Genomic DNA, 22,903 nt, shown 5'->3' with positions numbered 1-22,903 from the left:
ATCAATTAACCTTTAAAATTTGTAAATTTCCTGATGTATCATCGGTCAATTTTACATTTTTTGTTTTATCTTTTATGAAAATATAACTTCCAACTTTTAAGTCTCTCAATTTATTAACTTCATTACTTATAATACTTTCACTACTTATAGTTATATTTCCTTGATTAAAATCTTTTTTACTGTATTCAATCCAATTAGAACTTGCGTTATACCACCTAATAGAGTTTTTATCATTATTACAATATTTACTAACCAAAGTACCTGTACAAGTTTTTTCTATAACATTTCCTGCTTCTAAAATATTATAAATCGTATTTGCTTCTGCAGATTTTAATTTAAATTCAATATAAGATTTTGTTAAATCAATTTTATCTTCATCAATTTCATAATTAACAGTTGTATAGTCTCTGTATAAATCTCTGTTATAAAGTAAAATTGTATAATCTTGTGGATTTATAAACTCATTTTTTCTGATTGCATACTTTATTTTAAGCTTTAAAGCATCTTCAAAATCAATATTATCTCCCATTCTATTTAAAAGTGAAAAATTACTTCCCAAATATTCATCAGTTATCAAATCATTTATTGTAGGAATTTTAAATTCTGTTAGAAGATATTTTTCAAAATTAGAAGCTATTTTTTCTTCTATTTCTATTAGATTATGAATATACAAAGTATTTTGTTTTTGAGCATTTAAATTCTCATTTGAAAATGAAAAATTAAATAATAAAATAAAAAATAAAAAAAACTTTATCATTTTAAAACCTCTATTCCATCTAATGTCTTTAAATATTTAACTCCATTTGTATCATAAAGTAAAGCACCTTTTGGTATAGAATCAAAAGCATTTTCTGTTATATGTTTTGAAGTATCATCTGTTATGATAATAGGTCCTGTTTTAAATTTATCTATATGATACGCCATAAGATATGAATTTGGTACAAATAATCCATTCTCTAATTTTTTTGTTAATCCTATATAAATATGATTATTTTCAATACAATTGATTGGAGCTATAAAAACTAAATTAGGACAAGTTTGAAGTGCTCCATTATTTGTTTTTATTAAATCATACAAATGTTTTGCAAAAACATCTTCTAAAATAAAATAGACTTCATTATTTCTAACATAAGTTCTTTTTCTAAAAGTATTGCTCTCATACAAAGCTTTTATACTATCGTCTGCTTCTAGCGTATCATTTAAAGCGTAAGAGATTTTTGTAATAGCACTATTATTTAGTGTTAAAGTTGCTGTAATTCCTGAGATTTGAGTAGTTAAATCACCTATCAAAGTTTTTATTTGTGCTAAATTAGGAATAGAATAATTTGATAAGATATAATTTTCATAAGCAATTGCCATCGACTCTTCATATAAAACGATACTTTTTACATCCTCTAAAACGCTTTTTCTCTCTTCAAAATTATTTAAATCCAAAGAAAATGCTATATTTGACAAAAATAAAAAAATAAAAAATAACTTTTTCATAACAGACTTTCTAATTCTTTATATAATCTTGTTTCTATAGCAGACTCATTTTTATATAGTTTTTCTTTTATTTTTATTTTAAAAAATTCTTCTTTTTTTTCTTTAGTTAATCCATCAAATAAATAGTAATTTCCATGTTTAATTAACAAATCTTCAATTACTGTATTTAAAACTGTTGATTTATCAAGACCCGAATATAAAATATCCTGAGCTAGAACATTTATCATAATATTTATGCTTTTTTCAACTTCTAAATCATCTTTGATACTATTTTTCTCTTTTTGTCCTATTTCAATTATATATTTATTGGCTGTTAAATTTAATGTTGATGTATTATGTATATCTTTTAATTTAGCTTTTAAAGCTAAAAGTTTTAGTTTTTCATCTTCACTTATCTCTATATTTCCATCTTGATTTACTAAAGCTTTATTTGAAAGATTGCTATCTTTTTGTCTATCAAGTAACAGAACTTTTTCCCAATTTGCACCTTTGGGTAGGTGAGATATGATTTCATCTCTTGTTATATCTTGTGGATTTTTATTGTATTGCTTAGCTAAAAGTGTTTTGATTTCTGAGATTATTTCATAATGCTCTTGTATTTGTTTGGCTTCTTGAATATCACTATAAGATTTATACATAGCACCCACAGAAAATATAGCTGTAACAATAAGAGCAGAAGATAGCCATATGTTTCCTAACATTTAAAAAACCTTATCAATTATAAAACAAAAAATAAATGCTAGCGATATTTAGCACTTAGGTCTTGTTTAAAAGTATAAAATTACAATATTTAGGCAAAAAGCCTAAATATTACTTAACTACTTCGTTTGAACCAAAATCTTTAAAATAAATTATAAATTTACCATCACTTATAGTTTCACTACCTGCTGTTGTAACTTCTGTAGAATATGCTGGCGTTCTTTTTTCTAAATCAGTTCCACTTGAATTTTGTACACCAGTTGCAGGAGATGATGCAGCTGTGGCATGTCTATCAATATAAGCAACAGCTGATAAATCATTTGCAATTTGTGATTCTAAAAATGCTTTATTAGTACCAAGAGTTCCTTTTGAAAAATCAACAAATATACCTGGAATCATACCAGCCCTATTTGAAACTAATGAAATTTCCATATTACCTTTAGTATTTGCTAAAGTTGCTTCAGTTATAACTCCTCCACCAAAAGAGATTGCGTTATAAACATTTGCTTGCTTATTATTTGAATCAGTTAATTGATTATTTATTTGTTCTGCAAAATATGATAATTTAGCTAAACCTTGTAAATTATTAACTCTATCTCCAGAAGCTGTAGTTGCTATTTGCTCAGATCTTGCAGCAATTTTAATACCATCTTTAATGTTATTAATCTCTGTAATAATACTACCTTTTTGTGCAACACCTTCAATCTTATCTCCAGTTCCCCCAAATGTTTGGAACATATATATCATCGCTCCAACAACTACGATAATCATCGCTATCAACTGTGGCATATTTACCCCTTTTATTTTTGATTTATAATCTTATTTAGATTATTTTACAATTTATTTTAACACAAAACAATATTCTTTACTATTAAATAACTCTTAAATTTCTATTTAAATCTTGATATCTATCAATATTTTTTTAAATAAATAATAATAAAATGTAAAAAATAATTTATTTAAAAACTACACAAGCAATTTTTCCATCACTACTAGTACCACTAGTTGTTACTATTTGGTTCAAGGTTCCTGTTGAACTTGAAATAGAAGTTGCATTATTTATAAAACTTCCAAAAAATATTTTTTCACAAAATTCTCTTCCTAAAAAGTTTTCACTAAAAGGATTTCTACCCATAAGAGCACCCTCTTTACTAAAATCAATAAATAATTGATACCCTGCTCCCACACTTTTACCTAAATCTATCTCAACATTTTTATAATCATTGATTTTATATTCAACTATTGGAACTATTTGCCATTTAATTTTACTATTTGAAAATTCTAAAGTAGCTGTAAAACTTTTATCAGCTATTGCACCTGCTGTTACTTTTACATTGGCAGTTGATGTTGGTATATCTTTTGTCATATTTCCAAGTAAAATACCATCGTCAAATAACTGTTCAAAGTTTATTTTAGTCATATCCCCACCACTTTGAATATATGTATTAGCAAATTCATCGATTGTAATAAACATAGATTTTGCTCTTTCAATCTCTTGTGTTATGGCGCTATCATCAGCTTCATATCTTGTCATTAAGATTATAAGTGCTGTTACAACAGCGATTATAGAGGATACTAAATATGGCATATTTTTCCTTTGTTAGTTTTTTATATAAAAATTTAAGTCTGTATTAGTTAAAATATCAATCTATTTTTAGGTGCGTCTGTAGTTCAACTGGATAGAATAACCGGTTTCGACCCGGTGGGTTGTGGGTTCGACTCCTACCAGGCGTGCCATTTTTATCAAAGCACCACAATATCGCTATCTTAAACTTATCTCTTTAGCATTGTGCTAAAATTGTGCTAAAAATGAGTTAAATTATCCAAAGCAATTTCCAAAATTTAAATTTTTTATTGGTATATACTCTGAATATTTTTCAAGTGTTACTTTCACATTTTCATGTCCAGCAATTTTACTTACAAAATTTATATCTTCACCAGTTGAGATAAGAGTAGAAATAAATGTTCCCCTTGTTTGATGTAAGTTTCTATATGGCACATTTGCTTTTTCTAAAGCTTTAATCCAAATTTGTTCTCTTATTTTTCCTGCACTATGATAATGTTTGTTTGTTCTTTCTGTCAAAAACACATAAGAGTTATATTTACCAGTTATTTTGTATTGATTTTCTAAATATGGAATCAAAGTTTCAATAATAGGAATTGTTCTTTGACTTTTTGTTGTTTTTAATATTTGTTTTTGTTCACCATTTACCATTTGCTCTCTAATAGCAATAGTTTTTTTATTAAAATCAACATATTCCCATTTTAAACCAATACATTCACCAGCCCTCATTCCTGTATAAAATAAAGTTGCTATTAGATTTTTATCTGAACCTTCTAAAATATTAAGAATTGCTTTTATTTCCATTAGATTAAAAGGTTTAAGTTTTATTCTTCTAACCTTTGGATTGTCTGTTTCTCTTAATTTTTTTGCTTTTGATATAGGATTTTTTTGAATCAAATCATTTTCAATTGCATCTTCAAACATAACATTAAGACAAGACCTAATTCTTAAAATTGAACCTTTTGCTAGATGTTCAGTTTCTTTTAAATTATTTTGCCAATGGGTTATATCTTCACTCGTAATTTTATCAAGTGGTATATGACCAAAAATATTTTTGATGTGTTTATTGTAATTTCTTTTATACATTAAATTAGTTGAATCTGAACGGCTACCTTTATGTAATTCAAATGACCTTATCATATATTCATCAACAGTGGGTATATTATTTGTATTTTCAAAGAACGTTCCCTCATAAACTTTTAAAAGTAATTGAGGAATTATTTGTAAATTTGCCAATTTCCTATTCTCTTTAGTATCTTCTAAATTAAGAGGTTTTCTTATGTTTTGATTGTTAAAAGAAAACCTAATCCAAAGTTTTGAACCTCGTGAAAATAGTTTTGGTTGAGTAATTTTATGCATTTATGTTAATCCTTTCACATAAATCCATTAAATACATTTCTAACATATTTATTCTACAAAAAAAGAACTAGATAATAGCTTTTAAAATACTATCTATACTAGATTTAATATCATTTTTTGAAAACGAAGTGGTTACCCAATTATCAAGTTCTAATTTATCAAATAAAATCCTACCAGCCTTTTTAAAATAGTGTTTCCCCTCTATTAAATGACTATCTTTTAATTTATGTATATGGTCTTTTGAGTAACCCAAATAATATGAAGCTTCTTTTGTATTAAGCCATCTTTTTTCTCCTAAAATTTTATTTTCTAGTTGTTCTAATTTTTCCAATATATTATTAATTTTTTCAAGATTTTCAAATGCTAAATTCATATTAATTATTCTCCTTTATAATTCATTATTAAATCAAGGGAGTTTATTCCCTTGAAATTTATTCTTCAACTTTTAGAACAATCCTCTTTTACTAGCCTCTTTACGTGCTACATAATAAATATCTTTATCTCTTTGAGATAAATGTTGTCTTTCTTTTGTTTTATCTAAGTAAACAAGCAATTCATAATCACTTAAATTTGCTACTGTTTCAGTTTTTAGAGATTTAATTAAATTACCATCTTTTAAAAGTCTAAAATTCTCTTTTATTCCTGATTTATCTATTACATCAACTTCAATATAATCTTTTTTAATTTCTTTATTTGTAGTTGTTTTTTTCAAAGAATCTTTTGCTTTAAAATATAATTCATTTAAATATTCTGTATCTAAAGTTAAATTATTTATATATGCTTTTCTTATTAGTGCAACATATTCATATTCAAATTTATTTTCACTATAAACAGATATTTTTCTTTTTATTCTTTCAAGTGGCAATTGATTTTGCAAGAAAGAATCTAATTTATAATTCTCTTTTATAAAATCCCAAATAGGCAAAGTATCTGCTCTATTTTTTGTATTATTTTCAATATCTTTAAAAGTAATATTTGAAATATCTATTAATCTAATATCTTCCATACTTTGTTGAAAAAGATTTTTTGCATTTAAAAATAAATCATCTATTGTATTTATATTAAATTGTTTTAAATGTGTTCTATGTAATTCAAATTCAACATTAAAAATAGGTTGTTCAATATCAAAATCATTATTTAAAAAATATTCATACATCAAATCTTTTTTATTTGATTTTTTTAGTTCTTCTTTTTTATTATAGATTCTTAGTTTAAAAGGCTCTTTTCCAATATAAATAGTTTGAGTTGTATTTGCATTACCAATTTCACTAATTGTTGAATATTTTCTTTTTCTTGTAACAAACATATCTTTAGTTATAAAAGATAAATCACTTTGAACAAAAGAGTTTAAATCTACTCTTGTAATTGGAAAAAAATCAGTTACATAATCTTTTAGTAAACTTGTATTTATAAATTCAATTATACTTTTTATTCCAATTGTATATATTCCAAATGCTAGAAGTTGAACTCTAATATCATTTAGTCCTTTGTTTTTATATTTATCTTTAAAACCAATTTTAAAAGTATCATTCATATCTTTAAACCAATGAAATCCTTCAGCAATTCCAATAAAATTTAATGAAGTTTCATTTATTAAAATATATAAGTCTTTATTCTCAAATGCAATATCTTTTTTTAAAAACTTTCCTTTTACTTCTTCTAATTGGTCTAATATTTCTAAATATAAATCATCATAATTTGTATTTGATTCACAAAAATAATAGAGTGAATCAATACCACTTAATATTTTAGTATCAATCATTTTTTTCCTTTTTTACGTTTAGAAAGGGGTGTTACTAATAACCCCTTCATCGGGCAAAGCCCTTAATGGATTTAGATACCAAAAAAGGTAATATTTCCATTAGCAAAAAAAGAGCATTTAACATCAACTTGCTCACCAATTTTATTCTCATAATCAGCTAACTTGTTATTTGGGATAGTAATATCAAATAACTCATTTTTTCTTTCGTTGTTGTTTAAAAGAGTTTGACACATTAATTGAAGTTTTACTTTTCCCTCTTTAACTTCACCAGTTTCTCTATTTGTAAAATCAGCAGTTTTAAAAATGTTGATTAATTGACCTTGAACTATTACATTCATATTTTTTCCTTAGTTAAATTATTAATTTGATTGACTGAAATGTTTCAGCAACTTTTTTTTTGATTTAACTAATCGATTAGTTTTTATTGTTATAACGGTGAAAGATTAAGCTTTTTTAAAATTAAAATCAATAGTGGAAAAAAAAGTTAAAAAACGTTCATTTTATAGTTATTTATTGAAAGAAAATTCCAATAGTTACAATTTGTATAAGTAGAAAAATTTCATTTTTTTAGTTTTTTAAGATATTTTAAATATTTTTACATTACTTAATTGTAAAGATATTTAAAATTTATTTTATGGAAATATTGAACAAGTTTTACTGTGCTAAAATTGTGCTAAAAACATCAATATTTTAGCACAATATAATAAATATCAAGTGTTTAGAAATGCTATTTAACGGTATATGTAGCTTTTTATATAGTATTTAAATTTTTCCTACCAGGCGTGCCATTTTTCATAGATTTTAACTAATTTTCTAAATTATACAAAAAATATATTATCTAACACAATAAGTATAAAAAATAAAATCCCTAAATATCCATTTACTGTAAAAAATGCTTTATCAATTTTTCTAAAATCTTTATTTACCAAATAATGCTCATAAGAAAGCATCAAAGCACTTAGAATTACTGCTAAATAAGCAAAATAAGAACTATCTGAAAAAACAACAAATAAAAGCCAAAAAGCAATAGTTAAAATATGAAATATTTTTGAAAAAAGCATTGTTTTTTGCACACCAAATTTTGAAGGAATAGAGTGAAGTCCTAGTTTTTTATCAACTTCAATATCTTGCAAAGAATAAAGTAAATCAAATCCCGCAACCCAAAACATAACACCAATACTTAATAATATCGACCAAAAAGGAATAGATTCACTAACTGCTACAACCCCAGCTATTGGAGCAAGTCCTAAAGAAATACCTAAAATAATGTGTGCAAAATATGAAAATCTTTTGAAGTATGAGTATGAACCTATAATTATCAAAATAGGAATAGCTAAATATAATGCCAAATCATTTACAAAATAAGCAACTGCTATAAATCCTAAAGCATTTAAAAATGTAAATATAAATATTTGTTTAGCATTTAATCTTCCATCTACATTTGGTCTATTTATTGTTCTTGGATTTAAAGCATCTATATCTCTATCCATAAATCTGTTAAATCCCATTGCAAAATTTCTAGCAGTTATTGCTGCCATAATTCCTAGAACCAAAAGCTTAAAACCAAACCAACCTTGAGCACTTACTATCATAGCTATGAAGATAAAAGGTAATGAAAAAATAGAGTGTTTGAACATCACTAGTTCATTGAAATCATTGAGTTTTTTAATTAGTTTATTCATAGATGAAATAGTATCTAAGATATGATTAAAAATAAAAATTAAACTTTTTCTAGTTATAATCATTTATATTTTAATTTTGAAAGAAACCAATGAAAATAGTTATTCAACTTACTTTACCAATAATCTTTCTTTTTTTTACAGCTTGTAGTTCAAAATCACAAACTGAAGTTATAAATTCAGCATCAAAAGATATCTCTGAATTATTAAAAACACTTATTCAAAAAGAAAAAGAGATAAATGATTTAAATCAGAAATTAGAAAGTTGTAAAAATTCTAAAGCTGAGCTATGAAAGAAATAGCAATTATTGGCTCAACAGCCTCGGGAAAAACTGCTTTATCAATAGAATTAGCAAATAAAACAAATTCCATAATATTGTCTTTAGATTCTTTATGTGTTTATAAAGAAATAGATATAGTTTCTGCAAAACCTACATTGGAAGAAAGAGGGAATATTGTACATTTTGGAATAGATGAAGTCTATCCAAATGAAGAGTTTGATGTTATAAAATTTATTGAACTTTATAAAAAATCAAAAGAGTATGCTATTCAAAATAATAAAAATCTTATTATTGTTGGTGGAACAGGTTTTTATCTAAAAGCATTAATTGATGGACTATCACAAGGTATAGAATCTAAAATAAAACTTGATATATCTTCACTTGAAGCTTATGATTTACTTTATAGTTTAGATAAAGAATATATGCAAAGAATTGAAAAAAATGATAAATATAGAATCGAAAAAGCTTATGCTATTTACAAAGAAACGAATCTAACTCCAAGTGAGTATTTTGAAAAAAATCCTAAAATTGGTATTGCTAAAGATTTAAAAATATTTGAAATTTTATGGGAAAAAGAGGAGTTAAAAAAACGAATTGCACTTAGAACAAACATTATGCTAAATTCTGGTTTGATTGATGAAATAATTTACTTAGAAAAAAAATATACAAGAGCACCAAATTGTATGTCATCAATTGGAATTATTGAAACCTTGGAATATTTAGATGGAAAAATATCAAAAAAAGAGCTTGAAGAAAAAATCTGTTTAAATACAACAAAACTTGCAAAAAGACAAAATACCTTTAATAAAGGTCAATTTTTAAATAAAACTTCAAATATAATAGAAAACTTAAATTCAGATATTATTAAGTATTTTTCGTTATAATCCCGTCCCTAAAGAGTTTAATAAAGGGCTTGCAATAGACTTGACCTTTTGTTAAACAATAATTATTTTTAAGGAAATTGGTATGAAAAAAGATATTCATCCAGATTATAAAGTTTGTACAGTTACTTGTTCTTGTGGTAATACATTTGAAACAAAATCAAATGTTGAGTCATTAAAAATTGACATTTGTTCTTCTTGTCACCCATTCTTCACTGGTGAGCAAAAAATCGTTGATGCTGCTGGAAGAGTTGAGAAATTCAAAGCTAAATATAACATGGACAAATAGTACAATACTATGTTGTGCTTAGTTCCAACTCCTATAGGAAATCTTGAAGATATTTCAAATAGGTCTTTAAGAGTTCTTATGGAGGCGGAGCTTATTTTTTGTGAAGATACAAGAGTAACAAAAAAACTTCTAAATCTTTTAGCTGAAAAATATAACTTAGACTTTTCAAATAAAGAATATAAATCTTTTCACTCACACAATGAAAATCAAATTTTAAAAACTTTAGATAAAGAGACTTTTTCTAAAAATGTTGTTTATGTAAGTGACGCAGGAATGCCTTGTGTTAGTGACCCTGGTGCCTCACTTGTTGATTTTTGCATAAAAAATCAAATTCCTTATGATGTTCTTCCTGGTGCAAATGCTATTTTGACCGCTTATGCAATGAGTGGATTTTCACATAGAACTTTTTCTTTTTATGGATTTCTAGACCATAAAGGTGCAAGTAGAGCATCAAAACTTGATGATTTATTAAATGATGACAAATTAGCAATTTTATATGAATCACCCCACAGACTTCTAAAACTTTTAGAAGAATTGAAAGAAAAAGAACCAAATAGAACAATATTTTTAGCAAAAGAGATAACAAAACTTCATCAAAAAACTTATAAAGATTCTGCTATAAATCTCTTTGAAGAGCTTAAAGATGTTAATATAAAAGGTGAATGGGTTGTAATAGTTGAACCAAAAGAAAAAATTGGTTTTAATCTTGATTTAAATGATATTATTTCTTTAGATATTGCTCCAAAAATTAAAGCTAAATTAATTGCAAAAATGACTGGACAATCAGTAAAAGAGGTTTATCAACAAATTTTGGATAAAATCCCCTCATGATAATATATGGAAAACAAATCGTACTTTATGTACTTGACAAACACCCTGATTTAATAGAAGAAGTTTTTCTTTCAAAAGAGATAGATAAAAAACTTTTTACAAGATTTGCTAAACTTGATAAAAAAATCCATAAATTGGATAATCAAAAAGCTCAAGCATTAGCAAAAGGTGGTAACCATCAAGGTTTCTTTTTAAAACTAAAACATGTTGAATATACAAACATAAAAGAGTTCAAAAAAATGAATTTTATTTTGGTTTTAGATGGTGTTACAGATGTTGGAAACATTGGTGCAATTGCTAGAACTGCTTACTCTTTAGGAATAGAAGGTTTAATTGCTGCTGATATTAAAACAGTGAATGATTCTGGAATTTTAAGAACAAGTTCTGGTGCTTTACTTGATTTACCATTTTTAGTTCATCCAAGATCAGTTGATTTAGCTAGTGAATTAATCGATGCAGGATTTACATTGATTGGTGCAACAACAGATGGTGTAGATTTAAAAAAATATGGAAAAATTGAGAAAACTGATAAAGTTGCTTTATTTTTAGGAAGTGAAGGAACAGGAATATCTCCTAAAGTTGCTAAAAAACTTGATTTAAAAGTATCAATTGCTATGGAACATGAGTTCGATTCATTAAATGTATCTGTTGCTGCTGGAATTTTGATTTATAATCTAAAAAGATAAAAAAGAAGAATACCATGATAAAAAAACTATTTTTATTTACTGCTTTAAATGTAGCATTATTTGCAAATATAAATAATAATATTAGAGATATTTTGGGGACATCAGATTACAATACCCATCGTAATTTAATAAATCACTTATTTAAAAATCAAAATAGTTTTTATTCAAATGGACAAATTGATTATGTAAAAATCACTGAAGTTTTATCAAAAAACAACCTTCTAAAATTAAGTCTTGGTTCAACTCAAGATTTATTTGTTACTTTTAACTTCAATAGTAATCCAAAAATCTCTTTAAAAAACATATCTGATATAATAAGAATTTTAGGTAATCAAAACTATATAACTCAAGAAGAAGTAGTTGTTAATAATCAACTTAAATGGACGGTTAAAATTAAAGCCGCAGCCGCCATAAGCCCTCTTCGTTTATCTCAAGAACTACAAAAAGTAAACAGTAGAATTTTAGATATAAAACGAGAGGGATCTAATAAATGGAGTTACTCAATAGATGCTAGTAATTCAAAAATTTATAGAACGGAAGATTTAGTTAATAATAGTCAATTATCTTTGAAAAAACCTCAAAGAGCTTATATTATTGAAGTTGATAATATTTCTAATATTACAATTAGTTCAACTGCAGGAAATAGTTGGCATCCGAATATAGTTTTTTATGATAGTAATTACAACATACTTGAGATAGTTGAAAAAGATAGTTTGCATAGAAGTCTAAGACTTAGCGTGCCTAATAATACAAAATATATCAAAATTGATGATTTTTATAGCCTTGCAAATATTAAGCAAGGTCTTAACATTACTAAGGAGTAAATTATGTTTGCTGAAATTGAATTTGAAAGAATGAAAAGACTTCCAAATTATGTGTTTGCTGAAGTTAACAATATCAAAATGGAAGCTAGAAGAGCAGGAGAAGATGTAATTGATTTTTCAATGGGAAATCCTGATGGTCCGGCACCACAACATATAACAGATAAATTAATAGAAGCATCTGCTAAACCAAAAAACCATGGATATAGTGCAAGTGCAGGAATTTATAAATTAAGACTTGCTATTTCAAATTGGTATAAAAGAAAATATAATGTTGATTTTTTAGACCCAAATAAACATATATGTGCAACAATGGGTTCAAAAGAGGGTTATGTTCATTTAGTTCAAGCAATAGTAAATGTTGGTGATGTTGCTGTTGTTCCAGATCCTACATATCCGATTCACTCTTATGCTTTTATGTTAAATGGAGCAGCTGTTCATAAGTTTGAACTTGTATTTGATGATACATTTAAAGTTGATGAAGATCTATTTTTTGAAAGATTACAAAAAACTATTGATGAATCAATTCCAAAAGTAAAATTTGTTGTTGTAAACTTCCCTCACAATCCTTCTTGTGCAACAGTTACACCAGAATTTTATACAAAATTAGTAGCTATGGCTAAAAAAGAGAGATTCTATATAATCTCTGATATTGCTTATGCTGATATTACATTTGATGGATATAAAACTCCTTCAATTTTCCAAGCTCAAGGTGCTTTAGATGTTGCTGTTGAATGTTTTACTTTAAGTAAATCATACAATATGGCTGGATGGAGAGTAGGGTGTATTGTTGGAAATGAGAAATTAATTGGAGCATTAAAAAGAATTAAATCTTGGCTTGATTATGGAATGTTTACTCCAATTCAAGTTGCTGCTACCGTTGCACTTGATGGTCCACAAGATTGTGTTGATGAACATATTGAAAAATATAGAAAAAGAAGAGATTTAATGCTTGAAACATTTGCAGATGCTGGTTGGGTTATGAATAAACCAAATGCTTCTATGTTTATTTGGGCAAAAATTCCAGAAGTAGCAGCTCATTTAGGAAGTATGGAATTTTCAAAACAGTTATTAACACAAGCTCATGTGGCTGTTAGTCCTGGTATTGGATTTGGACACTATGGTGACCAATATGTAAGAATTGCACTAATTGAAAATGAAAAAAGAATTAGACAAGCAGCAAAAAATATAAAAAAATATTTAAAATCATTAGAAAAATAGGAAAAAGAGATGTTAAGAGTTGGAATTATTGGAGTTGGAACAGTAGGAGCTAGTGTTGCAAATATTTTAAGAGATAACAAAAATATTATCACCGCACGTGCTGGAAAAGAGATAATTCCAACTATTGGAGTAGTTTCAAATTTACATAAAAAAAGAGACATTGATATTAAACTTACAGATAATATTGATGATGTTTTAAATGATGATTCAATAGATGTTGTAGTTGAGTTAATGGGTGGAATTGATAAACCAAATGAAATAGTAAGAAAAGCTTTACAAAAAGGTAAAGCAGTAGTTACTGCAAACAAAGCTTTATTAGCATATCACAGATATGAACTTCAAGAGTTAGCTGGTGATATTCCATTTGAGTTTGAAGCAGCAGTTGCTGGTGGGATTCCAATAATTAATGCTTTAAGAGATGGATTAAGTGCAAATCATATCCAATCTATTCAAGGTATTATGAATGGAACTTGTAACTATATGCTAACTCGTATGATAAATGATGGTATTAGTTATAATGAAATTCTAAAAGAAGCTCAAGATTTAGGATATGCAGAAGCTGATCCTACTTTTGATGTTGGTGGATTTGACGCTTCGCATAAACTTTTAATTTTAGCTTCTATTGCCTATGGAATTGATGCAAAACCTGAAGATATTTTGATTGAAGGTATTGATAATATAACTAAAGCTGATATTGAATTTGCAAAAGAGTTCGAATACTCTATAAAATTACTAGGAATTGCTAAAAAAGTAGGGCAAGAAATAGAACTAAGAGTTCATCCTGTTTTAATTCCTGAAGATAAAATGATTGCAAAAGTAGATGGTGTAATGAATGGTATCTCTGTTGTTGGAGATAAAGTTGGAGAAACTATGTTTTATGGAGCAGGTGCGGGTGGTGATGCTACTGCATCTGCTGTTGTTGCAAATATTATTGATATAGCTAGACGTGGAAAAGGTTCACCTATGCTTGGTTTTGAGAAACAACCAGGTGAAAAAATTACTTTAATGTCAAAAGAGAATATTCAAACAAAATATTACTTAAGACTTGAAGTTGCAGATAAATCTGGAACTTTAGCAAAAATAGCTACTATTTTAGGAGATAATTCTATTTCTATTGAAGCAATGTTGCAAAAACCATTAAAAAACGGTAGTGCTAATCTTCTTTTAACAACTCATACATGTATTGAAAAAGATATTTTAAAAGCTATGAAAGAATTAGAAAACTCAGGAGTAGTTTTAGTAAAACCTGCAATGATAAGAATAGAGGAATAATCCTCTATTTACTAACTTGAAAAATAATCAAATAAAACTAACTACACAAGATATTCCTACTTTATTAAGACAACTTGCAATTCCAGCAAGTATAGGAATGTTTTTTAATACTATGTATAATGTTGTTGATACATTTTACGCAGGACTTATTTCTACACAAGCAGTTTCTGCTTTAACTCTTTCATTTATGGTGTTTTTTTTAATAATTGGTTTAGGTTATGGCTTTAGTTCTGCTATAACTGCTATTTTAGGAAACTCTTTTGGAAAAAAAAGAGATAAACTGGCATCAATCTATGCACATAAAGGTGTAGTTTTTATACCATTCATTGGATTTATACTTTCAATAATAGGGTATATATTTGCTCCTTCTATGTTTATTTTACTTGGTGCAAAAAAAGAATATCTACAAGATGCAATAACATATATAAATCCTATCTTATTTGGAACAATATTTTTTATGTTTAATTTCTCTTTAAATGCTGTTTTAGTTGCTTTAGGAGATACAAAAACTTATAGAAATACTCTTATTTTTGGTTTTTTTGCAAACTTAGCATTAAATCCTTTATTTATGTTTGGATTTTTATTTATTCCTGCTATGGGACTCAGTGGAATTGCAGTAGCAACTGTTTTAATTCAAATAATAAATATGATTTATCTTTTTTATAAAGTTTATAAAACAAAAGTTATTCACTTTGAAAAACTTTCATATTTTTTACCTGATTTTAGAGTTTATAAACTCTTTTTATCTCAAGGAATTCCTTCTAGTTTAAATATGCTTATTATGTCTATTGGTTCGGTTATACTTACATATTTTGTTGCTCAATATGGTCTTATGGCCGTTGCTGGATATGGAATAGCCTATAGAGTAGAACAACTAATGCTTTTACCAACTCTTGGATTAAGTACAGCTGTTTTAACTATCATATCAAATAACTATGGTGCAAAAAAATATGATAGGGTTTTAGAAACATTAAAAGTTGCCATGAAATATGGGTTTATTTTATCAACAATTGGAATTATCACACTTACTATTTTAGGTAAAACTCTTATTGCTTTATTTGATTCAAATGAAATAGTTGTTGATTTTGGAATAACTTATTTACTAGTTGAAATTTGGATTTTTTATGCTTATGTAGTTTTATTTATTTGTGTATCAACTCTACAAGCTATAAAAAAACCTAAAATGATTTTATATATAGCTTTGTATAGACAAATCGTAGCAAAACTTATAATTGCTTATTTAATAGTGAAAATATTTGAACTAGATTTTGTTTACCTATGGATTGGAATTTTAATTATGATTTATAGTGCCGCAATTTTTGCATATTTTTATACAAAAAATTTATTAAAGAAGAGTTGTAATATTTTACTATAGGCAAAAACCTATAGTAAAAGAATTATTTAGAACCGCACTTTCCAGCTCCGCAAGAACCTTTCATCTCTTTTTTCATTTCTCCACCACATTTTCCAGCTCCGCAAGAACCTTTCATCTCTTTTTTCATTTCTCCACCACATTTTCCAGTGTTACAAGATCCCTTCATCTCTTTTTTCATTTCAGTTCCGCACTTTCCAGCTCCGCAAGAACCTTTCATCTCTTTTTTCATTTCTCCACCACATTTTCCAGCACCACAAGAACCATTGTTTGCAAATGCCGATGTAGTTGCAAGTAATGCACCTAAAAATAACCCTGCTAAAACTTTTTTCATATTCATTTTTTATTCCTTATTTTAATTTTTATGAGTATATTCTAATATAATTTAAAATGCTATTTCTCTTTTGCTTGTACATCAACAACTATTTTAACCTCATCAGAAACAGCAACTCCTCCAAACTCTAGAGCTTTATTCCATTTTAAATCATAATCCATTCTATTGATTTTACCTTTTAATGTAAAACCAACTCTATTATTTCCATCAAAATCTTTAATCATAGCAATATCTTCAACTTCAAGAGTTACAGGTTTTGTAATACCTCTTATTGTTAAATCACCTTTCATTTTACCCTCATCACCATCTGCCACATAAGATTTCATTTCAAAAGTCATTTTAGGAAATTTTTCAGAAAAGAAAAAATCTTCACTTCTTAAGTGTTCATCTCTTTTTTCAATTCCTGTATCAATTGATTGTGTTTCAACTGTTGCACTAAAAGAGTTAAAACTTTTTTTTACTCCATCAAAATCAATATTTGCATCGTATGCTTTAAAACTACCGTTTACATTTGTAATCATTAAGTGCTTAACAGTAAAGCCTACATTTGTGTGTGCCTTATCTAAAGCAAACTCACTTGCATTTGCTAATCCTAAAGTTAATACAACTGCACTTGCTAATCTTGTAACTAATTTCATTTTCACTCCTTTTATTGAATTCATTTATTTTATATCTTTATTGTTTAGTAAATGTTTAGAAACATTATTTCTTTTAAACATTACAATATAGAAAATAACGGGTATTACAATCAGAGTCAAAAATGTTGAACTAACCATTCCTCCAATCATCGGAGCTGCAATTCTTTGCATCACTTCACTTCCAACACCATCTATATACATAATAGGCATTAATCCTCCAAGCAAAGTAAAAAGCGTCATTAATTTTGGTCTTAATCTCAAAACAGCACCTTTATAAATCGACTCAATAAACATCTCTTTAGAATACTCTTCATTTTTTTGTCTTAACTCTTGTATAGCTTCATTTAAATAAATTAACATAACAATAGAAGTTTCAGCAGCAACTCCTAAAAGGGCTAAAAATCCAACTATAACAGCTATAGAAAAATTAAAATCCAAATATTCCATATAAAATATACCTCCTGTTATTGCAAAAGGAAGAGTAAAAAATATGATTAAAGTATATGTTATGTCTTTAAGAGCTAAATAAATCAATACAAATATAATCATAAATGTAATAGGAATAATATAAAACAATTTTTGCATTGCAGATTCTAAATACACACTCTGTCCTGCCCATTCAAAATAGTAACCAGATGGTAACTCTAATTCTTTTAATAATTCATTTGTTTCATCTTTATACTGTTTAGTTGAAAAACCTTCTTTTGGTGTTATGTAAACAAAATTTACATTTAGCCCTTTTTCTGATTTTATAACAGAAGCTTGTTCTTCATACTCTAAATTTGCAAAAAGTCTAATAGGTTGAAAACCTAAATTTGTTTTTATAAGAAGATTTTCTAATGTTGTTATATCTTCTCTTTGGTTTGACTCATATCTTAATGTTATTGGATATCTCTCTAATTTATCCAAAAATGTAGAGACTTGTGTTCCTTCTACTCCTAAAGAGATTGTTTGAAGAACATCATCTTTTGTGATGTTATATCTTGAAATCATCTCTTCATCTATTTTTATATTCAAGTAATAACCAGAGTTTGCTTTATCTGCTGATACAGACAAAGTTCCCTCATATTTCTTTAGGATTTGCTCTATTTTAATAGAAACATCTTCAAGGGTTTTATTATCATTTCCATATAGTTTTATTCCAAGAGGAGTTCTAATACCAGTTAAAAGCATATCAATTCTTCCTCTAATTGGATAAGTCCATGAATTTATAAGTCCTTGGACTTGAAGTTTTTTGTCCATCTCTTCCATCAATTTTTTATAAGTCATTCCTTCTCTCCACTGCTCTTGTGGTTTAAAAGTGATTATTGTTTCAATCATAGCAAGTGGAGCTGGATCAGTTGCACTATCTGCTCGTCCAACTTTTGCAAAAGAATTTTCAACTTCAGGAAAAGATTTTATAACTTCATTTGTTTTTTGTGCTAACTCTTTTGCTAAATCTATTCCTATTCCATAAGGAGTTACAGGCATATACATAAAAGTTTGCTCATTCATCATAGGCATAAATTCCCACTTTTGTTTTTCATATACAAAATAAGCAAAAATAAGAGTTCCTAAAAAGATTGTTATTACTAAATACTTTAACTTTAAAGCCAATCTTAAAAAAGGTGAATAAATATTTATAAAAAATCTATTTATAAAGTTTTTTTCTTCTCTTAAAATTTTACCTTTTATTAAAAATATCATTAAAATTGGAACAATAGTTATAGATAATATTGCACCAACTAACATGGCAAAAGTTTTAGTAAATGCTAAAGGAGTAAATAACCTTCCTTCTTGTCCACTTAAAGCAAATATTGGTAAAAAAGAGACTACAACTAAAATCAAAGCAAAGAATATAGGTCTTCCAACTTGTTTTGAAGATTTTATAATAATATCAACTCTTTCTTGATTTGTAAGATTATCTTTTCCTTGAAGATTTTTATGAGCATTTTCAACCATTACTATTGTTGCATCAACCATTGCACCAATTGCAATTGCTATTCCTCCTAAACTCATTATATTTGAGCCTATATCTAAAAACTTCATCAATAAAAAACTTATAAGTACAGTAAGTGGAAGAGTAATTATTATAATTAAAGCACTTCTAAAATGAAATAAAAACAATCCTGCAACAATCATAACTATAATTGACTCTTCCATAAGTGTATTTTTTAGAGTATCTATTGCCTTATCAATTAGTGAAGTTCTATCATAAACCTCTACAACTTCAACATCAGGAACATTTAGTGTTTTTAGTTTTTCTTTTACAGCTTGTATTACAGAGTATGGGTTTTCTCCATATCTTACAATCACTATTCCACCGACTGTTTCTCCTTCTGCATTTAAATCAGCCATTCCTCTTCTTGGAGTTGAAGTTACATTTACAGTTGCAATATCTTTTAGTTTTAAAGGAATATTATTAGAAGTTTGAATTGTTATATTTTCTATATCATAAACGGATTTTAGGTAACCACGAGCTGTAATTATATGCTCAAAGCCATTTTCTAAAATAATTCCTCCACCAACATCTTTATTATTTGATTGAATACTATTTTTAATATTCTGTATATCTAAATTATATTGAACTAACTTATCTTGATTTAAAGTTATTTCATAATTTTTTATATATCCACCAACTGTTGCTATTTCACTTACACCATCAACACCTAATAATGCAAATTTATAATAATAATCTTGTAAAGTTCGTAACTCTTCTAAACTTTTATTATTTGATTTCAAAGCATATTGATAAGCCCAACCAACACCTGTAGCATCAGGTCCCAACTTTACAGTTGAACCTTGAGGAAAAGTTCCTTGTAAGGTTGATAATTGCTCTAATATTCTACTTCTTGAATCATAAATATCTGTGCCATCTTTAAAAATGATATATATCATTGCATTTGAAAAAGAGCTCATTGCTCTTACTGTATCAATATTTGGTAAACTCATCAAATTTGAAATCAAAGGATAAGATATTTGTTCTTCAATTGTTTTTGGACTTTGCCCATTCCATTCAACTTGTACAATTACTTGAACAGGTGATAAATCAGGCAAAGCATCAAGATTTGTATTCTTTACAGCCCAGAAAGAACCAATAGTTAAAATAAATGTAAAAAACAGTATTAAAAATCTATTTTTTATACTATATGAGATTATATTTTCAACCATTTTATTTACCAATCTTCATTATCAGTTTCATATAAAGCATTCGTTACAGCATCAGAATCAAGTAAGAATAGGGCATTATTTATAACTTCATCGTTTTCTTGTAAACCTTCTAATATTTCATATTTATTTGAAGAGATTCTATTTGCTTTTATCTTAATTGGTTCAAACTCTTGTGCATTTATTTGTTTAAATACAAAATAATCCGAAGCTTTTTTTAAAACGGCTGTTTTTGGAAGAGTTAATTTTGAACTTTTATTTACTTCAATATCAACTTTTCCAAACATACTAGGAAGTAAATTTAGCTCTTTATTATCTAGTATAAATCTTACATCAACCGTTTTACTATTTTCATCAAAAATAGGGTAAATAAAATCAACTTTTGTTTTTATCTCTTTATCTATTCCATCTATAGTTATATTTGCATTACTATTATTTTTAACAAAGGCTAAATCATCTTGATAAATAGATGCAACAAACCAAATAGTCTGTAAATCTGCAAGTTGTAATAAATTTGCTCCTTTTTGAACAAAACTTTTATTATTTATATTTTTTGCAACCAAGATACCATCAACATTTGAGGTAACCACTAAACCTTTTGAATCTAATTTTCCTTCTTTTATTTTTTGCTGATTCTGTTTTGAAATATCAAGATTTCCTAATCTTAACAAAGTTGAGTTATATATATTTTTATTAAAATCTTTTGCAACTTGCAACTCATTTTGAATAGACATAATATCTTCTGAATAAATAGAATACAAAGGCTCATTTTTTTTGATACTCATATAGCTTTTATTTGCATATAATTTTGTAATATATCCATCAAATCTACTCACGATATCAACTAATGAGGATTCATCTATTTTTGTAATTCCATAAAAACTTTTGTTTACAGATAGATTCTCTTTTTTAACTTTTACTATTTTTTTATTAAATAACTGTTTAGCATCTAACGTATCTGCATTCAAAAATGTAGTAAAAAGTAGGGTACATATTGTTATTATTTTTATCATTTTATTCCCTTATTTGAAAAATAAATTATTTGTGAATATGCTTCATAATATTTCAAAGCCTCTTCTAAAGCTTTTATTTCATAATTAAGTAATTCATTCAAATTTGTTATGTTATCTTGTGGTTTTATCAAATCAAAACTATTATAATTTTCTAAATTCTTTTGAATTTTTACTTTTAAAGGGATAATCTCTTTTTGAATCAATTCATAATTTTTTGCACTTTGATTTAAACTGTTTAAATATATTTTATTTTGTAATCTAAGATTATGCAAAAGACTTTGTAATCTATCATTTGTTTCATTTGAATTTAGGTTTGCTTTTACTTTATTTAAATTTTCTGTTTTATAAATAGGTAGTGGAATTGCAACACTTATATTTGCAAAATCTTGCTCTTTATTTTGCATATATTCAACACTTAAAGTTACTTCAGAAAATTTATTAGCTTCTTCAAGTTTTGCAATTTGTTTATATTTTAAACTATTCTCTTCTAATACTTTTACTTTTGGATGAGTTAACAAATCACTTTCTATAAATTCCTTTGAAATAGGTTTTAAACTTAATTTCTCATTTATATTCTCAATTTTTTCATAACTTATTTGTTCTAAATTTAAATATGCATTATCTATTGAAGTTTTAAGATTTTCAAGTTCTATTTGTAAATCTAATTTTGAAATTTGTGTATTTAAAATCTCATTTAATGAAGCTTTTTGATACTTATACAAAGAATTATATAAGCTTTCCAATTTATCTAAGTTTTTTTGATAATATTCTAATATTTCATACCTTTTTTCCAGGATTAAAATAGTATAACTATATTCATATATTTTTGCTTCTAACTCTAATTTTTTGTCTTCAAGAGAAAATATCTGAATATTTTTATCTTTTTTTGCAATACTCTCTTCAATATCAAGTTTACTCCCAACAGGAATAACCTGAGAGAGTTCAACTCCATACATTTTTTGATTTGATAAAGGTTTATCAAGCATTATTTCATTTGTTTTAAGTGCAAGCATTGGATTCTTCCAATTTTTTGAAACTTTAATCTGTTCATTTGCTACTTGAATAGACTTTTCAAGCCCTCTTAAATCAATATTTTTTTCAATACTTTTACTTACAAGTTCATCTATTGTTATAGCACTTAATAGTGAACTTGCAAGAAATGAACTTAGTAATATCTTTATCATTATAAATTCACACTTCCTCTAATAGTATGAACAATTCCATCATCTGTTTTAAACTTTATATGATATTGCCAAGTTCCACCCATAGAAAAGTTTATTTCCATTTTATAAATTCCATTTTCTAAAACTGCATTATCTTCATATTCCATATAAGGCATTCCTGGCATTTCTGGCATAAAAAACTTCGCTTTTACTTTTGCTGTTGTAACTACTTTTTCATCTTTTTGTAACTCTACAAAAAATTCATTATCTCCTACAACTAAAGATTTTTTTGTTGTTAAAATAACATCATAACCATCTTTCTCACCTGATTGTTCTACCAATTCTGCTTTTAAAAAAGATACAGATATTAATAAAACCATCATCATTTTTAATAAATTTTTCATCT

General features: G+C 26.4%; 25 protein-coding genes and 1 tRNA gene. 10 read left to right on the top strand and 16 right to left on the bottom strand.

What is annotated here, in order from left to right; genetic code table 11:
* Position 1 precedes the first annotated feature (1 nt).
* The 5 genes from AAQM_RS00445 to AAQM_RS00425 all read right to left on the bottom strand — a co-directional run bounded on the left by AAQM_RS00445 (position 2) and on the right by AAQM_RS00425 (position 3,772).
* Entirely contained in the window at positions 2-757 is a 756-nt protein-coding gene (locus tag AAQM_RS00445; RefSeq protein ID WP_129095248.1) for a hypothetical protein, read from the bottom strand.
* The gene (locus tag AAQM_RS00440) at positions 754-1,485 is read right to left on the bottom strand and encodes a hypothetical protein (protein ID WP_129095249.1); all 732 of its coding nucleotides are present in this window, start codon (positions 1,483-1,485) and stop codon (positions 754-756) included. The genes AAQM_RS00445 and AAQM_RS00440 overlap by 4 nt, the downstream gene beginning before the upstream one ends.
* Positions 1,482-2,186, bottom strand: a complete 705-nt coding sequence (locus tag AAQM_RS00435; RefSeq protein WP_129095250.1) for a hypothetical protein — start codon at positions 2,184-2,186, stop codon at positions 1,482-1,484. The genes AAQM_RS00440 and AAQM_RS00435 overlap by 4 nt, the downstream gene beginning before the upstream one ends.
* 109 nt (positions 2,187-2,295) lie before the next feature.
* Entirely contained in the window at positions 2,296-2,973 is a 678-nt protein-coding gene (locus tag AAQM_RS00430; RefSeq protein ID WP_129095251.1) for a hypothetical protein, read from the bottom strand.
* Between the two features lie 166 nt (positions 2,974-3,139).
* Positions 3,140-3,772, bottom strand: a complete 633-nt coding sequence (locus AAQM_RS00425) for a hypothetical protein (protein WP_129095252.1) — start codon at positions 3,770-3,772, stop codon at positions 3,140-3,142.
* 72 nt (positions 3,773-3,844) lie between these two features.
* On the opposite strand from AAQM_RS00425, the gene AAQM_RS00420 reads away from it, so the two are divergent.
* Positions 3,845-3,921 (top strand) — tRNA-Arg (locus AAQM_RS00420).
* An 82-nt stretch (positions 3,922-4,003) separates the two neighbouring features.
* On the opposite strand, the gene AAQM_RS00415 is transcribed toward AAQM_RS00420, so the two are convergent.
* From AAQM_RS00415 to mqnP, 5 genes are all read right to left on the bottom strand, one after another.
* Positions 4,004-5,107 (bottom strand): tyrosine-type recombinase/integrase, encoded by a 1,104-nt coding sequence (locus AAQM_RS00415; RefSeq protein WP_129095253.1) that lies wholly within the window; start codon positions 5,105-5,107, stop codon positions 4,004-4,006.
* 67 nt (positions 5,108-5,174) lie between these two features.
* Positions 5,175-5,480, bottom strand: a complete 306-nt coding sequence (locus tag AAQM_RS00410) for a helix-turn-helix domain-containing protein (protein ID WP_129095254.1) — start codon at positions 5,478-5,480, stop codon at positions 5,175-5,177.
* Between the two features lie 72 nt (positions 5,481-5,552).
* Positions 5,553-6,869: a hypothetical protein gene (locus AAQM_RS00405; RefSeq protein ID WP_129095255.1), complete on the bottom strand. Its 1,317-nt coding sequence runs from the start codon at positions 6,867-6,869 to the stop codon at positions 5,553-5,555.
* A gap of 71 nt (positions 6,870-6,940) precedes the next feature.
* Positions 6,941-7,207, bottom strand: coding sequence for a hypothetical protein (locus AAQM_RS00400; RefSeq protein ID WP_129095256.1), 267 nt, complete (start codon positions 7,205-7,207; stop codon positions 6,941-6,943).
* Positions 7,208-7,687: 480 nt separating this feature from the next.
* Positions 7,688-8,551: a menaquinone biosynthesis prenyltransferase MqnP gene (gene mqnP / locus AAQM_RS00395; protein WP_129095257.1), complete on the bottom strand. Its 864-nt coding sequence runs from the start codon at positions 8,549-8,551 to the stop codon at positions 7,688-7,690.
* Between the two features lie 89 nt (positions 8,552-8,640).
* Here mqnP and AAQM_RS00390 point away from each other — a divergent pair, with 89 nt between their 5' ends.
* The 9 genes from AAQM_RS00390 to AAQM_RS00350 all read left to right on the top strand — a co-directional run bounded on the left by AAQM_RS00390 (position 8,641) and on the right by AAQM_RS00350 (position 16,205).
* Complete coding sequence (locus tag AAQM_RS00390) at positions 8,641-8,841, top strand: hypothetical protein (protein ID WP_129095258.1); 201 nt, start codon at positions 8,641-8,643, stop codon at positions 8,839-8,841.
* Entirely contained in the window at positions 8,838-9,713 is an 876-nt protein-coding gene (gene miaA / locus AAQM_RS00385; RefSeq protein WP_129095259.1) for a tRNA (adenosine(37)-N6)-dimethylallyltransferase MiaA, read from the top strand. Before AAQM_RS00390 ends, miaA begins: the two co-directional genes overlap by 4 nt.
* A gap of 82 nt (positions 9,714-9,795) precedes the next feature.
* A complete protein-coding gene (gene rpmE, locus AAQM_RS00380; protein ID WP_129095260.1) occupies positions 9,796-9,999 on the top strand; it encodes a 50S ribosomal protein L31 in 204 nt (67 codons plus the stop codon).
* Positions 10,000-10,008: 9 nt separating this feature from the next.
* On the top strand, positions 10,009-10,830 hold the full coding sequence (gene rsmI / locus AAQM_RS00375) for a 16S rRNA (cytidine(1402)-2'-O)-methyltransferase (RefSeq protein WP_129095261.1): 822 nt from the start codon (positions 10,009-10,011) through the stop codon (positions 10,828-10,830).
* Positions 10,827-11,516: a 23S rRNA (guanosine(2251)-2'-O)-methyltransferase RlmB gene (gene rlmB / locus AAQM_RS00370; RefSeq protein WP_128985939.1), complete on the top strand. Its 690-nt coding sequence runs from the start codon at positions 10,827-10,829 to the stop codon at positions 11,514-11,516. The genes rsmI and rlmB overlap by 4 nt, the downstream gene beginning before the upstream one ends.
* 14 nt (positions 11,517-11,530) lie before the next feature.
* Complete coding sequence (locus AAQM_RS00365; RefSeq protein WP_129095262.1) at positions 11,531-12,340, top strand: hypothetical protein; 810 nt, start codon at positions 11,531-11,533, stop codon at positions 12,338-12,340.
* Positions 12,341-12,343: 3 nt separating this feature from the next.
* The gene (locus AAQM_RS00360) at positions 12,344-13,558 is read left to right on the top strand and encodes an LL-diaminopimelate aminotransferase (protein ID WP_129095263.1); all 1,215 of its coding nucleotides are present in this window, start codon (positions 12,344-12,346) and stop codon (positions 13,556-13,558) included.
* A 9-nt stretch (positions 13,559-13,567) separates the two neighbouring features.
* The gene (locus tag AAQM_RS00355; protein WP_129095264.1) at positions 13,568-14,830 is read left to right on the top strand and encodes a homoserine dehydrogenase; all 1,263 of its coding nucleotides are present in this window, start codon (positions 13,568-13,570) and stop codon (positions 14,828-14,830) included.
* Between the two features lie 16 nt (positions 14,831-14,846).
* Positions 14,847-16,205: an MATE family efflux transporter gene (locus AAQM_RS00350; protein ID WP_228254521.1), complete on the top strand. Its 1,359-nt coding sequence runs from the start codon at positions 14,847-14,849 to the stop codon at positions 16,203-16,205.
* Positions 16,206-16,227: 22 nt separating this feature from the next.
* Here the strand turns inward: AAQM_RS00350 and AAQM_RS00345 are convergent, their stop codons facing one another.
* Genes AAQM_RS00345 through AAQM_RS00320 form a run of 6 tightly spaced genes read right to left on the bottom strand, consistent with a single transcriptional unit; the run spans position 16,228 to position 22,901 of the window.
* On the bottom strand, positions 16,228-16,542 hold the full coding sequence (locus tag AAQM_RS00345; protein WP_129095265.1) for an HvfA family oxazolone/thioamide-modified RiPP metallophore: 315 nt from the start codon (positions 16,540-16,542) through the stop codon (positions 16,228-16,230).
* A 53-nt stretch (positions 16,543-16,595) separates the two neighbouring features.
* Entirely contained in the window at positions 16,596-17,174 is a 579-nt protein-coding gene (locus tag AAQM_RS00340) for a YceI family protein (RefSeq protein WP_129095266.1), read from the bottom strand.
* Between the two features lie 24 nt (positions 17,175-17,198).
* Complete coding sequence (locus AAQM_RS00335) at positions 17,199-20,324, bottom strand: efflux RND transporter permease subunit (RefSeq protein ID WP_129095267.1); 3,126 nt, start codon at positions 20,322-20,324, stop codon at positions 17,199-17,201.
* A 5-nt stretch (positions 20,325-20,329) separates the two neighbouring features.
* Positions 20,330-21,334, bottom strand: coding sequence for an efflux RND transporter periplasmic adaptor subunit (locus AAQM_RS00330; protein ID WP_129095268.1), 1,005 nt, complete (start codon positions 21,332-21,334; stop codon positions 20,330-20,332).
* The gene (locus AAQM_RS00325) at positions 21,331-22,518 is read right to left on the bottom strand and encodes a TolC family protein (RefSeq protein ID WP_129095269.1); all 1,188 of its coding nucleotides are present in this window, start codon (positions 22,516-22,518) and stop codon (positions 21,331-21,333) included. The genes AAQM_RS00330 and AAQM_RS00325 overlap by 4 nt, the downstream gene beginning before the upstream one ends.
* Complete coding sequence (locus AAQM_RS00320) at positions 22,518-22,901, bottom strand: FixH family protein (RefSeq protein WP_129095270.1); 384 nt, start codon at positions 22,899-22,901, stop codon at positions 22,518-22,520. Before AAQM_RS00320 ends, AAQM_RS00325 begins: the two co-directional genes overlap by 1 nt.
* Positions 22,902-22,903: the final 2 nt, after the last annotated feature.

This window comes from Arcobacter aquimarinus (assembly GCF_013177635.1).
Taxonomy (GTDB): domain Bacteria; phylum Campylobacterota; class Campylobacteria; order Campylobacterales; family Arcobacteraceae; genus Aliarcobacter; species Aliarcobacter aquimarinus.
This window is presented reverse-complemented; position numbering and strand designations above follow the sequence as displayed.